This window comes from Clostridium acidisoli DSM 12555 (assembly GCF_900176305.1).
GTDB classification, from domain to species: domain Bacteria; phylum Bacillota; class Clostridia; order Clostridiales; family Clostridiaceae; genus Clostridium_I; species Clostridium_I acidisoli.
This window is the reverse complement of the sequence record NZ_FWXH01000002.1, coordinates 22408-36871: the sequence shown is the minus strand read 5'-3', so window position 1 is coordinate 36871 and position 14464 is coordinate 22408. Positions and strand designations below refer to the sequence as shown.

General features: G+C 30.2%; 15 protein-coding genes. 4 read left to right on the top strand and 11 right to left on the bottom strand.

Annotation, left to right across the window (positions count from 1 at the left end; translation table 11 throughout):
- Positions 1–9: 9 nt before the first annotated feature.
- The 3 genes from B8978_RS00185 to B8978_RS00175 all read right to left on the bottom strand — a co-directional run bounded on the left by B8978_RS00185 (position 10) and on the right by B8978_RS00175 (position 5297).
- Complete coding sequence (locus tag B8978_RS00185; RefSeq protein ID WP_084113268.1) at positions 10–1014, bottom strand: ABC transporter substrate-binding protein; 1005 nt, start codon at positions 1012–1014, stop codon at positions 10–12.
- A gap of 28 nt (positions 1015–1042) precedes the next feature.
- Entirely contained in the window at positions 1043–3316 is a 2274-nt protein-coding gene (locus B8978_RS00180; protein ID WP_084113267.1) for a heavy metal translocating P-type ATPase, read from the bottom strand.
- 190 nt (positions 3317–3506) lie between these two features.
- Positions 3507–5297 (bottom strand): carbon starvation CstA family protein, encoded by a 1791-nt coding sequence (locus B8978_RS00175; protein ID WP_084113266.1) that lies wholly within the window; start codon positions 5295–5297, stop codon positions 3507–3509.
- 263 nt (positions 5298–5560) lie between these two features.
- On the opposite strand from B8978_RS00175, the gene B8978_RS00170 reads away from it, so the two are divergent.
- Positions 5561–6331: a LytR/AlgR family response regulator transcription factor gene (locus tag B8978_RS00170; RefSeq protein WP_084113265.1), complete on the top strand. Its 771-nt coding sequence runs from the start codon at positions 5561–5563 to the stop codon at positions 6329–6331.
- A gap of 149 nt (positions 6332–6480) precedes the next feature.
- Here B8978_RS00170 and B8978_RS00165 read toward each other — a convergent pair whose 3' ends face one another.
- The 4 genes from B8978_RS00165 to B8978_RS00150 form a co-directional block, all read right to left on the bottom strand.
- Complete coding sequence (locus tag B8978_RS00165) at positions 6481–6801, bottom strand: rhodanese-like domain-containing protein (RefSeq protein ID WP_084113264.1); 321 nt, start codon at positions 6799–6801, stop codon at positions 6481–6483.
- A gap of 122 nt (positions 6802–6923) precedes the next feature.
- Entirely contained in the window at positions 6924–7280 is a 357-nt protein-coding gene (locus B8978_RS00160) for a NifB/NifX family molybdenum-iron cluster-binding protein (RefSeq protein ID WP_084113263.1), read from the bottom strand.
- Between the two features lie 131 nt (positions 7281–7411).
- A complete protein-coding gene (locus B8978_RS00155; protein ID WP_084113262.1) occupies positions 7412–7861 on the bottom strand; it encodes a DUF134 domain-containing protein in 450 nt (149 codons plus the stop codon).
- A gap of 52 nt (positions 7862–7913) precedes the next feature.
- Positions 7914–9866 (bottom strand): GTP-binding protein, encoded by a 1953-nt coding sequence (locus B8978_RS00150; RefSeq protein WP_084113261.1) that lies wholly within the window; start codon positions 9864–9866, stop codon positions 7914–7916.
- A 247-nt stretch (positions 9867–10113) separates the two neighbouring features.
- Here B8978_RS00150 and B8978_RS00145 point away from each other — a divergent pair, with 247 nt between their 5' ends.
- Genes B8978_RS00145 through B8978_RS00135 form a run of 3 tightly spaced genes read left to right on the top strand, consistent with a single transcriptional unit; the run spans position 10114 to position 11171 of the window.
- Positions 10114–10479 carry a DUF2089 domain-containing protein gene (locus B8978_RS00145; RefSeq protein ID WP_084113260.1) on the top strand — a complete coding sequence of 122 codons (366 nt, stop codon included), beginning with the start codon at positions 10114–10116 and terminating at the stop codon, positions 10477–10479.
- 22 nt (positions 10480–10501) lie between these two features.
- Positions 10502–10876, top strand: a complete 375-nt coding sequence (locus B8978_RS00140; RefSeq protein WP_084113259.1) for an SHOCT-like domain-containing protein — start codon at positions 10502–10504, stop codon at positions 10874–10876.
- 16 nt (positions 10877–10892) lie between these two features.
- Positions 10893–11171 carry a hypothetical protein gene (locus B8978_RS00135; protein WP_207651859.1) on the top strand — a complete coding sequence of 93 codons (279 nt, stop codon included), beginning with the start codon at positions 10893–10895 and terminating at the stop codon, positions 11169–11171.
- Here the strand turns inward: B8978_RS00135 and B8978_RS00130 are convergent.
- From B8978_RS00130 to B8978_RS00115, 4 genes are all read right to left on the bottom strand, one after another.
- Positions 11168–12028: a Cof-type HAD-IIB family hydrolase gene (locus B8978_RS00130; RefSeq protein ID WP_084113257.1), complete on the bottom strand. Its 861-nt coding sequence runs from the start codon at positions 12026–12028 to the stop codon at positions 11168–11170. The genes B8978_RS00135 and B8978_RS00130 overlap by 4 nt on opposite strands.
- Before the next feature lie 48 nt (positions 12029–12076).
- Positions 12077–12751: a DUF421 domain-containing protein gene (locus tag B8978_RS00125; RefSeq protein WP_084113256.1), complete on the bottom strand. Its 675-nt coding sequence runs from the start codon at positions 12749–12751 to the stop codon at positions 12077–12079.
- Positions 12752–12766: 15 nt separating this feature from the next.
- The gene (locus tag B8978_RS00120) at positions 12767–13144 is read right to left on the bottom strand and encodes a DUF4363 family protein (RefSeq protein ID WP_176212556.1); all 378 of its coding nucleotides are present in this window, start codon (positions 13142–13144) and stop codon (positions 12767–12769) included.
- A 79-nt stretch (positions 13145–13223) separates the two neighbouring features.
- Positions 13224–14381 carry a DUF362 domain-containing protein gene (locus B8978_RS00115; protein ID WP_084113254.1) on the bottom strand — a complete coding sequence of 386 codons (1158 nt, stop codon included), beginning with the start codon at positions 14379–14381 and terminating at the stop codon, positions 13224–13226.
- Between the last annotated feature and the right edge of the window lie 83 nt (positions 14382–14464).

Here is a 14464-nt window from a genome sequence, read left to right as displayed (position 1 = left end):
TTAATCCACTTATTTCTTAAATACGTCATAATAAACTTTATTTGCGAACTCATCTGGGTCCGTATCACTCTTTAAGAATCCTGTAGTTCTGAATTTTTTTACAAAATATTTAATATCATCTTTAGCTGCACTAGTAGTGTAAACATAGTCGTAGGATTTAAGCATTGATGTAACAAGTTTTAAATCTGTAGTTGCAACATATTTTTTATCAATTTCTATTTTTGCGGCTTCTTCAGGATTTTTTTGTATCCATTGGTCTGCTTCTTTGTATGCTCTAGCAATAGCTGCAACTTTACCTGGATTTTTATCTATTTGTTTTTGAGAAGCATACAAAAAGCAGCAACTTCTACCAGCAAAAAGAGGATCTGTTGAAATGTCTGATAACACCTTGTAACCATGTTGATTTACAGCTAAAGTTCCGTATGGATCCCAGGCTGCAAATGCATCAACTTCACCTTTACTAACAGCTTGAGTTAATTGATCAAGTGGATATGGTTTCCATGTAACATCAGTCTGAGGATTAATCCCGTATTTGGATAAAAGTACTGTTGTAACAGACATAGGTGTTCCACCTACCTCATCTACACCAATTTTCTTTCCTTTAAGATCTTTTCCAGATTTAATTGATGAGTTTGGAGGAACTACTACCTTTATACATCCCTTATGAAGTCCTCCTATAATTTTTAGGTCCATTCCCTGTTGAATTGAAGGAAACCATTGAAAGTCACCATTTGTTACAGTAAATTCGCCAGTTGAAAGACCAGTTTTGTCTTCATCTAAAGTTCCACTTACTAGTTGTACGTCAAGGCCTTCCTTAGCAAAAAATCCTTTTTCATAAGCAATATATGATGGTGCACCACAAGCACCTCCTCCTAATGCCTGGATTTTCAATTTTCCATATTTATATTTTGTATTTCCGGAATTTGAAGAAGTATTGTTATTCTGGCAGGCCGTTATAGATACTGAAGTTGCTACAATCAATAATACGGCAATGATTTGTCTGAGTTTTTTCATAAAATTTCACCCCTATTAATTTTTAATTTTAAATTTCTGTATATGAAAAAATTTTTAGCTTTAAACTTAATGAATTTAATAAAACAGATAATGAACTAAAGGACATTACTAGGGCTCCAATTACAGGGTTTAAATGACCTGTTGCTGCAATTGGAATAGCTACTGCATTATAACAAAAAGCCCAAAACAAATTTTGTTTTATCTTTTTGAAAGTTTCCTTGGATAGTTTTATTGCTAAAGAAACAGCTTCTAGTTCTCCTGAAAGTAATACAATATCACCAGTTTCAATAGCTATATCTGTTCCTGTCCCCATGGCAAATCCTATATCTGCTGCCGCAAGCGCTGGTGCATCATTAATTCCATCACCAACCATTGCCACAATTTTACCTTGATCTTTAAGCTTTGTTATTTCATCTGCTTTGTGTCTTGGATGAACTCTCGAAATCACATTTTTTATCCCAACTTTGTTAGCAACTTTCATAGCACTTTCTTCATTATCTCCAGTAATCATGTGGAGCTCAATTCCCATTTTTCCTAATAATTCAATTGATTTTCCAGCACCATTTTTAATCTTATCTGACAATATAATTGAAGCAACTAACTTATTATTAATTGCAACTAATACAGATGTGACAGTTTTTTTATTGAATTTATCTAATATGTTAATATCAATTTTCTTTTCTTTTAAAAACTCTATATTTCCAATAATTATATTGTTGTTCTTATAAATAGCTGCAATGCCTTTACCTGGTAATACCTCAAAGCCCTCTGGATAGTCTATTTCATGATTAAATTTTTTTAATACAAATTTGTATATAGCAGTGCCAATAGGATGTTCTGATTGTTTTTCGGCAATTGCTATAAGTTCTAGTAATGAATCACTATTTATATCTTCTTTTTCAAACCAAACTATATCATTAACTTGAAAATTACCTTCAGTAATTGTTCCTGTCTTATCAAAAACAATTGTGTCGACCTTACATAATTTTTGCAGAATTTCACCATTTTTTATTAGTATTCCACTTTCAGCACCTTTGCCCATTCCAACCATTATGGCTGTGGGTGTTGCAAGTCCAAGTGCACATGGGCATGAAACTACAAGTACAGAAACCGCAAAAATTATTGGCCTATCTATAATATAAGTCTGCATATCATAAATAAAGAAAAACCATATAGAAAAAGTTAAAGCAGCTATTAATAATATTGTTGGTACAAAAAATGAGGCAACTCTATCCACTATTTTTTCTATAGGTGCTTTGCTTTCCTGTGCTTCAGTAACTAATTTTATTATGCTGGAAAGTACAGTGTTTTCTCCTATTTTAGTTACTTTAAATTTAAAAGTACCATTTTTATTAATTGAAGCTCCTATTACGATATCATTGACTTTTTTGTTAACTGGAATGCTCTCACCTGTAAGCATTGATTCATCAACTGTAGAGTATCCGTCAATTATTACACCATCAACAGATATTTTTTCGCCAGGTTTTACAACTACAATATCTCCTTCAACTACTTTTTCAGTAGCAATTGTTTGCTCAATATTGTTTTTTAATACCCTAACATATTTGGGATTTAGCTTAACTAAATCACCTATGGCTTTTGAAGTTTTATTTTTTGCTATGGATTCTAAATATTTGCCTAGTAATACAAGAGTAATAATTATACTAGACGCTTCAAAATATATATTACTCATTCCTAGGGTGTAACTAATTGTTTGGAAAAATGATATGTAAACACTATAAAAATATGCAGCAGAAGTACCTATAACAACTAGCACATCCATATTGAGGTGTTTTGCTTTTATAGCATAAAATGCATTTTTATAAAATTTAAATCCTACTGTAAATTGTGTAAGCGAGGCTAATATTATTTGAAATTTCCAATTGTGAAGAATATTAGCCTTAAAACGTATTTCAGTAATAAATTTCCCATATTTAGTTATGGAATTAGGATCAAATTGAGGACAACAAAAGCCTGCACTTCCTAATATCATTGCCAGTAATAGAGGCAAACTGAATATAATAGACCATATTAAGCTATTTCTAAGTTTACGTCTTTCAATAACATCTGCATCTAATTGATTTTCACTATTTTCTTTTGTAGAAAATCCTAATTTCTCTATGGATTTTTTAATATCCTCTAACTTTATCTTTTCATTATCATATTCCATTCGTGCATTTTCAGTGGCATAACTAACATTTATTTTATTAACCCCTTCTCTTTTGATAAGAGTAGCTTCTATTTCCATGGAGCATAAAGTACAGGTCATTCCGTATACCTTTAGAGAAACATTTTCAACCATTAATTATCACAACCTTTTATAATACTAAAAGACCCTGTCTAATTCTAAAATAGAAATTAGACAGGGTCTCCAGTTTTCCTAGTCAACCGCAAACATTATAACCAAGTATTCAAATTTGTTATCTTTATTATCGTAATTATACTTTCATTTCCGTAATATGTCAATATATATTTTTATTGACAGAAGCAAGTTATGACATAGTACTTTTTGATGATTTGTTATATTCTTCTGATTTTAAATCAGAAATCCAATGCCTTATACTTTCAAAGAGTATAACTGCCAATATAACTATAAGGATTATAGATAAAACTGTAAGTGTTGTTTTATGGTTTGGTATATAATTATCAGTAATGTTTTCAATTGATGCTGTAAAAGTAGCTACACTTATAAGTATCATAGGCAATATGGTAATAAGTATATATTTTTTCTTCCCCATTCGTATAAGTACTGAGGTACCTATAGCAAAAGTTATACCTGCTAAACTTTGATTTGCTACACCAAATAATGGCCATATGGTTGATATATTACCTGTATACAATAAATAACCCCAACAGAATGTCATAAGAAAACTAAAAAATATTATATTAAACCAAGAATCCTTCTTTTTAAATGGTTTATAAAATTTTCCGAACAAGTCTTGAAATAAATATCTTCCTATTCTTGTTCCTGAATCTATAGTTGTAAGTATAAATAATGCTTCAAACATTATGCAAAAATGATACCAGTAAGACATTAATCCTTTTAAGCCCGGAATTTTATAAAATACATAGGACATACCTACTGCAAGAGAAACAGATCCACCAGTTCTACCAGCTAACTGTTCTCCAACCAAATGTGACAACATTGGAAGTTCTTTTGGAACCATACCTAATTTTGCAAATAAAGCTGGTGCTGAGTTTATTGCAAAGTAATCCGAAGTTGGAAGACATGTTGCTGCTATCAATGCCATCAACGCTATAAAAGATTCTATAATCATTGAACCATATCCAACAGGTAATATATCTTTTTCATTCGATATAAGTTTAGGTGAAGTTCCTGTACTTATTAGTGAGTGAAAACCCGATAATGCACCACAAGCTATAGTTATAAATATAAATGGGAATACCTTTCCCGGAACTATAGGTCCACCACCATTTACAAATTTAGTAACAGCAGGCATTTGAATAGTTGGTCTGACTAATACAATTCCTACTACAAGTATTAACATAACGCCAACTTTCATATAAGTGCTTAGGTATCCTCTTGGCAACAACAATAACCACACAGGAAGCACAGCTCCACAGAACCCATATATAGCAAGTATAAGTGATATTTGCTTTATGTTAAATGTAAGATATGGGGCAAGCGCTGAATGTTGTATAACTGGTCCTAAAATAACTCCTGCAAATATTAGAAGCATCCCTATTACAGTACCTTCACCTATTTTACCAGGTCTTATAAATTTAAGATAAATTCCTATGAATATTGATACCGGAATAGTGAAACCTACTGTGAAAGTACCCCAAGGACTGCTGGCAAGAGAGTTAACTATAGGAAGCCCAAGCCCAGCCATAGTTATTATTAATATAAATATAACTGAAATTGATGTTATATACCCCATCCTATTACCAAGATTTTTTCTAGCAATTTCAGCAATAGTTTCTCCATCTTGCCTAACAGATGCAAATAATATAACTATATCATGAACTGCACCTGCTAATACGCCACCAATTAAAATCCAAAGTGTGCCTGGAAGATATCCAAACTGAGCTGCTAAGACAGGACCAATAAGTGGTCCCGCACCAGCTATTGCCGCAAAGTGCTGTCCTAGAAGCACCCATTTATTTGTAGGTAAATAGTCATGTCCATCTTCAAATTTTTTAGCTGGAACTTCTCTTGTCTCATCTAATGCTAAAACTTTTGCTGCTATAAAACAGCCGTAAAACCTATAGCCTAATGCCAAAACTAAAAGTGCTATTATTACAAGAACTATAGAATTCATATAAAAACCCCCTTTTTTAAATATGATTGTTAATTAATTATCAAATCGTTTACACATAAATAGCTTAAGTGCAAGTTTCACTTTATTATAAATTTAATTCTTTTAGTTTTGTACTTATTTGGGGTAAACGGGTAAAAAAAGTGGATGAATAGTAGAAATTTGTGCTTGTTTAACATTTTCAATCACTTCGCATTTGTTATATAATTTAATTATTAATAAATATAAAGTTATTTTTATATAAAAAAGGGGGACTTCATTAACAAATGGATATGGTAAAATGTGTTATTATAGAAGACGAATTTCCTTCCGCTGAAGAATTAAAATATATACTATCAAAGCACAAAAATATGTCTGTGGTTGGGGTAGCTTATGATGGTGACACAGGCATTGAACTAACAAAAAAACAAAAACCTAATGTTGTATTCATAGATATAAATATGCCTGTAAAAAATGGAATTGAAGTAGCCAAAATTATAAAAGATTTTAATTATCCTATTGATATAATATTTGTAACAGCATATGCAAAATATGCTGTACAAGCTTTTGAAATGTATGTTCTTGATTATGTACTTAAACCTTTTGATGAAAGTCGAATAAATATTACTATAAACAGAATCATTGATAAATGGAATAAAACAAGAATACAAACTGAAAAAATACCTAATATGTTGAATACAATAATTGATAAAATAGACAAGGATAAAAAACTACTTAAAAAAGTACCTTGTGAACGAAAAGGTAAAATAATACTAGTTGATTTAAAAGACATTTATTATTTTTTTATAGAAAACGAGAAAACCTATGTGAAAACACAAAATAATAAATATATAGTTGGATATACCCTATGCCAAATACAATGTAAAACAAATTTCTTTAGATGTCATAGAAGTTATCTTGTAAATATGGACAACGTAAAGGAATTTTATTCTTGGTTTAATGGAAGTTATAAATTAGTTATGGCTGATAATGAAAAGTCTGAAATACCTATAAGTAGAACCAACGTAAAAAAATTAAAAGACTACTTTGAGATATAACAGACTATTTATGGTCTTATGTAGGCATATCCCTCTGCTTGTTTATTTATAAGTTCCAAAACTTCTACTGGAACTATATCTATAGAATCCATCAATTTTTCCTTTTTTATGCCGTATACATTTAATAAATTATTGCATTTGTATATATTTTATCTTTCTAATGGTAAAATATACGATCCTGTCCCTCCTGAAATATTCACAACATTATATCCTTGACTAGATAGTTCTTTACAAGTTTTTGCGCTTCTTGCTCCTGATTGACACACTATGTGATATTCCTTTGATTTATTAATGTACTTTTCTGGATCCGTTAAAATCACACTCATAGGTACATTTTTAGCTGTTGGTATATGACCACCTTGGAATTCATAACTTTCCCTAACATCTATTAAATTAATCTTTCCTAGCTTACCATCTAAATCATGAACACTTATTGAATTAAAATTGTTTTTTTCGAAAATAGAAAACATATTTATTGCCTCCAAATTTTAACATTAGTATATTAGAAACTTATTATGCACTAAATAAAAAAGACATGCAATCAGTTTTATCCAATAATTTATAATTTGTGAGCTTACTCTGCCCACGTCTATTAATGATTATTATGTTCTCCATGATGATTACAAACTACATTTTTATCTTCTAATTTTCCATTAATATACTCTTCAATAACTTTTGTATATTGACCTGCTGCCCCTTTTATTACCTTAAGACCATTTTGCTGTAAACCTGAAAGTGCACCGTTGCCTATACCTCCAGTTATAACTACATTTGCTCCATGTTTTACAAGTAACTCTGATAATCCCTGATGCTGATGTGCAAACTCTACAGCAGATATTTTTTCAATTTCTATAATTTTCTTGTCTTCTACTGATGCAATAATAAAACTCTCACTCTTTCCAAAATGTTGATTTACCATATCTCCGTTATTAGGTATTGCTATTTTCATATTATCTCCTCCATTTTTTATTGTCATATGCTATTTATATTATATAGCAGGCATTTATTATTGTCAAATGCCAATAACAAAGTATCAATTGTATCTTAACGCAATTGGTACTTTTGTGATTATATTAGAAATTACTTGCTTTTAGTTAATTTCTTGCATGATTTACTGCAAAAATTATCTTTTTTACTGCAAATTACTTTTTCAGATCCACATATCGGGCATACGCTTCTGTCTTCTTCATATTTTATTTCATATACATTTCCACAATCTCTACATTTAAATTCACATACATTTCTTGTATAATTTCCACCACTTATATTTATTCCTTTTCCTTCTATAATAGCAGTCGCAATCTTTTTTCTCGCACTATCAATTATATTTTGAAACGTTTGTCTTGAAACATGCATTCTTTTAGCACATTCTTCTTGATTTAATTCTTCAATATCTTTAAGTCTCATTGCTTCAAGTTCTTCAACTTTAATTATTATATCCTCTATTTCACACTTTCTTCTGCCTGCTGGTATAAAGTATGTATATTGGGGTAAATTCTCAACTCTTCGGAACTTAACTGGTCTTGGCATTTTTTATCCTCCCTGCATTTATAAATATTAAAATTACCTTTATGCAATTATACTACAAGCAATGCATGTAAGCTTTTGCTTCAGCTCCACTAACTAAAAATCCCTCCCCTTTTGAACAAAAGATTGAAGTAGAGGTATAATTTATATCTGCATTTTTATCATAACCTATTTTGTTAATTACCTCTTCTGAATTGTGACAAATGTCGTATCCAGAAAAACTAAAACTTAACTTTCCTTTGCCTTTTGTGAATGCTGTAAATTCCTTGCTGTAATCCATAAATGTAGCTACAGGACCTTTTCCTGTTATAATAACCTTATTATTAATTGTTTGCATGGGCTCAAAGAAACCATTTAATTTTTGTATATCTGATAAAATTCTTCCCATATAATCCAAGTCTGCTTCCATTTTAAAATTATAATATGGCTCCAACAAAGCATTTTCTGTACTCTCTAAGCCTTGCCTAAGTGCCCTTAAGGTTGCTTCCCTAAAATCTCCTCCACTAGTATGTTTGTTGTGATCTCTTCCTGTTAATAGTGTGATTTTCAAATCAGTTATAGGTGACCCTGTTAATATGCCATGATGTTCTTTTTCATATATATGAGTTTTAACTAAATTCTGATTACCAATAGTTAAATTATCTGAATGACACAAGCTTTTAAACACAATTCCACTATCTCTTTCTCCTGGTTCAAGCTTAAGATGTACTTCTGCATAATGTCTAAGCGGTTCAAAATGTCCATAACCTGCTGTCCCTTGTAAAATAGTCTCTTTATAAGCAATTTCGCAAGGTCCAAAATTTATTCTTAAATTAAATCTATCTTCTACAAGTTGTTTTAAAACTTCTAATTGAACAGTTCCCATTACATTAATTTGTATCTCTTGGTTTTCTTCCTCCCATGTTACGTTTAATGCTGGATCTTCTAGTTCTAAAATTTTAAAATATTTTAAAACATCCTGTACTTTTAAACTGTCATCAAATATTACTTTTGATTTAAGTAATGTAACCATATTATTATAAGTTTTCTGTTTTAAGCTGCCAACACCATCACCTATTAAAGCATTTTTTAGTCCTGAAGCCGCGAAAATTTCACCTGCAGAAATCCCATCTACATTTTTAAATTTATCACCATTATAAATTCTTATTTGATTGATTTTTTCATAAACATTATTTTCTTCATTTCCTATATGTATTTCATCTTTAACTTTTAAAGTTCCAGTTAATGCTTTTATGTAGGTTAATCTATTTCCCCCATCATCATGACGTATTTTATATACTATTCCACTAAATTCTTCTCCAGCATAATAATTTGTAGTTGTTAGCATATCTAGCTTTTCTAAAAAGTTTTCTATTCCAACATCTTGAAGCGCTGAGCCACTTAGACAAGGGAAAATTTTGTTTTCTATAATCATTTTTTTCATATTATAAAGCCATACGTCTTTCTCATAACCTTCTTCTAAATACTTTTGAAAAAGCATATCATCTTTTTCGGCAATAAACTCTGTAAGTTCTAAATCCATTTCTTCATCTTTAAAAGAATCTGTAATAAAGCATACATCTCTTGTAAAGTTTGATTTTATTTCTTCAACTACAGCCTCTATATTTGCTCCAACCCTATCTGTTTTATTAATAAAGAAAAAAATTGGAACTTTATATTTTCTAAGTAATTCCCATACTAATTCAGTTTGCCCTTGAATACCCTCAACTCCACTTATTATAAGAATAGCATAGTCCATTACTTTAATTGATCTCTCCATTTCTGAAGAAAAATCCACATGACCGGGGGTATCTATTAAATAATAAGTTGAGTCATTATAATGAAAAACTGCCTGATCGGAGAAAACTGTAATTCCTCGTTCCTTTTCTATATCATGACTATCTAAAAAAGAATTTTTATGATCAACTCTACCTCTATTTTTAATACTTTTTGTATGATATAAAATTTGCTCTGCAAAAGTAGTTTTGCCTGCATCTACGTGAGCTAATATTCCAATTGTTTTATTCATATTCTACACCTCTAATTCATTCCTATTATACTACATTACATCTTTATTTTATTTTTAATATTTTTTGTTTTACTACTTATTTAAATTGAGTAAAAACATTATAAAACTTCTACGTTTCTTAATATAATTAATTATCAATTTTATTATATTAAGTATTGTTAATATAATAATTTAATTATTTAATTTTATTATTGATTTATTTAAAATATTGCATTATAATAAAAACATAGAAAAGGAGCTGTTGTCTATGGGGTATAAAGTCCTAATCAAATGTCCTATATGTAATGAAAAACTTAAAATCACCAAACTTAAATGTAATAAGTGCGGTACTGTTATTGAAAATGACTTTGAGTTTTCTAAGTTCGAAAGTTTAGGTAAAGAGCATCTTAATTTTATAGAAGTTTTTTTAAAATGCAGAGGTAATATTAAAGATGTAGAAAAAGAACTTGGTGTTTCATACCCTACTGTAAGGGCTAAACTGGATGATGTTCTTTCTGCTCTTGGTTATGTTGATGTAAAAAAATCCACAGTGACTAACAAAGAAGTATTAGACATGCTTGAGAAAGGCGAGATATCTGCCGAACAAGCCGTAAATATGATAAAAGAAAACTAAATTTGAAAGGATTGATTTTGAAATGAAAGAAGAAATAAAAAGAATCTTAAAAATGGTTGAAGATGGAAAAATCGATTTAGATAAAGCTAGTGAACTAATTGAAGCTATAAATAAAACAAACAATACTTTACAACAATTACCTGTATCTGAAAATTCAGAAAAAATGCTAAAAGTGCGAGTGTTTTCAGCTACAAAGGACGTTGTAAATGTTAATGTGCCAGTTAAATTTTTAAAGTCTATAGGCAATGCCGTTAATAACATTAAAATTCCTGGAATTTCAGAAGCAGATGGCATAGATGTAAAAATGATCATGGAATCCATTGACTCTGGACTTGAAGGTAAAATAGTGGATGTAAAAAGTAGCAATGGCGATATAGTGGAAGTTTCTATAGAATAAAGGTTTCCCTTTATTAATGAAAGGAAGAATAAATTTGAAAATATATATAAAGCTTAAAGATGGAAAAAGTTTTAAAATACCAGCACCATTAGGACTGGTAAAAGCCATCCTAGGATTAGGAGGTTTTGGAGCAACAATTGCCAAACGATACATTCCTGCTGAAAATAGGCAATATATTGACTGCGTTAACTTTAGGGAACTTAAAACTGGCTTTGATGTATTAAAAGATTATAAAGGACTAAAACTTGTCGATGTAAAAACCCATGATGGAGTAACTGTAACAATAATTGTTTAAGCTAAAGCCTTGTAAATAGCTTTAGCTACTCCATCTTTATCATTTGTATCCGTTACATACTTTGCTGCTTTCTTTATTTCAGGAATTGCATTACCCATGGCAAAGGATATTGGGAACTCAGTAAACATTGACCAATCGTTAAAACTATCTCCAACTACCATAACTTCTTCCTTTTTTAGTCCCATTTTTTTAGCAACCTTAGCCAATATAATTCCCTTTTGAGCTTCTATATGATTTATTTCTATATTTGTTATGAAACTAGATGAGATAGCTAGTCCATCTATTGCCTCAAGTTTCATTTTCAATTTAGAAATCTTGTCTACTGAATTGAAAAATGCAACAAATTTACCTATTTTTACGTCTGTATTTAAAAATTCGTTTATATCCTTAATATAATTTAAATTTATGAAATGAGTATTTTCTTTGGCTTTTATAAGTGCTTCTTCGTAACTTTTTATTTCCGGATTAAAGGTTTGGACTCTATATGCCATTCCCTTTAAAGTTTCCTCCTCAGTATTAATAGTGTAGAAACCTTTGTCTGTATATATTTCAGATGTAAAACCTTCTCCCCCCATTATGTTCAAAATATCTCTAACCTTATTTATATCTATATAAATACCTTGTAATATTGTTCCCTTTTCATCTCTATACTCTGCACCATTTTGTGTTATACATTCGCAGTTTAATTTATATTTATCAAGAAAAGGCTTAACATCTTCATATGCTCTGCCTGTAGCAATTGAAAAATGCACCCCCATTTCTTCTGCTTTTCTTATTGCTTTTAAATTTCCTTCTGATATGTCATGATCTTTACCAAGTAATGTTCCATCCATATCCGATACAATCAATTTTATCAATTTTTTATTCCTCCACCTTTAAACATTTGTTTTAATAATAAATCCTATTCAAACATCTTTATATAGATTCACATAAAGCTTTTTATTAGAATCAACTTCGGCATAAAATACATCTTTTGGTTTTGCTTTGGATGTTTTATGTAACTCCCGAAGAAGCCAATCCTCATTTATTTTAGCATAAGTTAATATGTTTTTATTTATTTTTCCATCTATAATTACGGCAAATGTAAGTCCTTCATCTGGAACATTAAGATTCATGTCCTCGGTTGTTGGAGGTCTTGAGCTACTTTTAGGGATTACAGATATTTGTCCTCCAGGCTCTAAAATAGCATAATTTACATCTGCAATTTTATTATACCCTTGAAATCGTAACATAGATAAAAGAGTATATATGTTTAAGTGATTTCTCTTAAGTTCATTTTTAATAAGTTTTCCATTTGCTATTATAACACTTGGCATCCCATCTACTCCATAAAATTTACGAAATAGTGATAATCGTGATATTATAAGTATTCCTACAGCCAGAATTATTACACCTAAAGCCGTTTTAAATAAATCTTTATTTACAAGTGGCTGAGATATAACATTAGAAATAATGAAGAGAATTGCAACATCATATGGCGTAAATTGAGCTAATGATTTTTTTCCTATAAAGTTACAAATTAGCCATGTTGTAATAATCATGACAAAACATCTTATTATATACACTAATAACGCAATCATTTGTAATCATCCTTTCTATGGATTAGGTGAAACTGACGTTATATTTTTGAAAAGCAAAATGCATGCTTTTCCTTCACGTTGAGCACCATACCTGTCTTTTGTATTAATTGCACCTCTTAACCTAGAAATTCCAATCTTTAAAAATGAATAATCCTGATCTGCATACTTAATAGCAATTAATGTCTGAGCTTTATTCCATTTTTCTTCAACTTTTGTTAAGGTTTCATCAGCCTTATCCCATTGATTTTTAGAGGAGTATGTTATTACTTCCTCTATCATATTAGGAAAAGTTGGATTACCCACATAAAACATTATATGTTGAACTATAAAAAGTGATATAAACAAAATTACTAATATAGAAGTAAGAATTATCGTAATTTTTTTTTGCTTCATAAAAATCACCATCCTAGCTATATTAGTATTTGTTTTGTATTATTTATTATTCATCTGAATTTTTAATTTTTCTTCTTTTCTATTTTAAGCCTAACATTTTGCTTAGTTGCTTGTTTTTTGTTATTATTGCTCCTTTAGGACAAAGTTCCTGACAACAAAAACAACGTATGCAATTACTATAATTCCATTTCGGTATTACCTTATTGTTATGTTTTACAAAAGATATCACCTTAGGTTTTTCTGGACAAACTTCACTGCATTTCCTACATCCAATACACTTTTCTTCAATTACAACTGGATTAGGTGCAGTGAGTGAGGCCACAAAATTATTTAGTGATGGACTTACAAAGTTAATTACCTTTGCATTTCGTGAGAGTTTAAAATTTTTACATTTCATATTCTCAACCTTTTCTCCTAGGATCTCTATTTCTTCTGGCATTACTGCTCCCCATTTTGTATCATGAGCAACTTTTAAAATTGGTATGGACAGTACATTATCATACCCAATTAACCTTACTGCCGTAGAATCAACTGCTGTAAGGCACTTTCCCATAATTATAGTATCCATTTTTTTAGGTGTACCATTTCTAGGACCATTCCCTTCCATTGCAATTATGCCATCAAGAATTGCAAAACTAGTTTTCACAACAGAATTTAAGTCAAGTAACATCTTACTGAAGTTAACTGCATCAGGTAATTTTGTGTGCCATGCTGCTTTTTGAGAACCAGGTACACATCCAAATTGATTTTTAACTGCTCCTGTATAATACATCATTGCATGAGTTTTTAACTTAGGTAAAGTTATAACTACATCTGCCTCATAAGGTGCTTTAGCAATATTCCAAAACTTGTACATTATTGGGTTTTTAAGTTCAACATGCGTTTGATCATTGAAATCAACAAACCTAACTCCATATCTTTCTGCAACTTCCATTAATCCTGACTTTTCAGCAGCTTTTTTAGTATCACCTGAACCTGGTGAATCTCCAAATACTATGTTGCTGCTATACTCCTTAACTATTCTAACGACAGCTTCAAACACAGCATAATGTGTTATAACTGGAGATCCTTTTTCAATTACACTTAGAAAATTAGGTTTTAATAATACCTTACTATTTTCTGGTATAAGTTCTTTCAAAAAAGAATCCCCACCCAAAAGTTCAAAACCTTCTCTAAGCTTTTTTTCAATATTATCTACATCGTAATCCGTACACTTTAATAAAGCAACCTTCTCCATAAAATATCCATCCCCTTATGTTATTTTCTTAAAACTAATTATAACAAGTTAATGGGAATTTTTATATAGCATACTTTATTCTT

Bases quoted from the DNA above. Each gene is read 5' to 3' on its own strand.
- B8978_RS00155 (WP_084113262.1), bottom strand. From the start codon at position 7,861: ATGCCAAGACCAGTTAAGTTCCGAAGAGTTGAGAATTTACCCCAATAT.
- B8978_RS00175 (WP_084113266.1), bottom strand. From the start codon at position 5,297: ATGAATTCTATAGTTCTTGTAATAATAGCACTTTTAGTTTTGGCATTA.
- B8978_RS00150 (WP_084113261.1), bottom strand. From the start codon at position 9,866: ATGAATAAAACAATTGGAATATTAGCTCACGTAGATGCAGGCAAAACT.
- B8978_RS00185 (WP_084113268.1), bottom strand. From the start codon at position 1,014: ATGAAAAAACTCAGACAAATCATTGCCGTATTATTGATTGTAGCAACT.
- B8978_RS00160 (WP_084113263.1), bottom strand. From the start codon at position 7,280: ATGAAAATAGCAATACCTAATAACGGAGATATGGTAAATCAACATTTT.
- B8978_RS00140 (WP_084113259.1), top strand. From the start codon at position 10,502: ATGAAAGAAGAAATAAAAAGAATCTTAAAAATGGTTGAAGATGGAAAA.
- B8978_RS00165 (WP_084113264.1), bottom strand. From the start codon at position 6,801: ATGTTTTCTATTTTCGAAAAAAACAATTTTAATTCAATAAGTGTTCAT.
- B8978_RS00170 (WP_084113265.1), top strand. From the start codon at position 5,561: ATGGATATGGTAAAATGTGTTATTATAGAAGACGAATTTCCTTCCGCT.
- B8978_RS00135 (WP_207651859.1), top strand. From the start codon at position 10,893: ATGAAAGGAAGAATAAATTTGAAAATATATATAAAGCTTAAAGATGGA.
- B8978_RS00115 (WP_084113254.1), bottom strand. From the start codon at position 14,381: ATGGAGAAGGTTGCTTTATTAAAGTGTACGGATTACGATGTAGATAAT.
- B8978_RS00120 (WP_176212556.1), bottom strand. From the start codon at position 13,144: ATGAAGCAAAAAAAAATTACGATAATTCTTACTTCTATATTAGTAATT.
- B8978_RS00145 (WP_084113260.1), top strand. From the start codon at position 10,114: ATGGGGTATAAAGTCCTAATCAAATGTCCTATATGTAATGAAAAACTT.
- B8978_RS00125 (WP_084113256.1), bottom strand. From the start codon at position 12,751: ATGATTGCGTTATTAGTGTATATAATAAGATGTTTTGTCATGATTATT.
- B8978_RS00180 (WP_084113267.1), bottom strand. From the start codon at position 3,316: ATGGTTGAAAATGTTTCTCTAAAGGTATACGGAATGACCTGTACTTTA.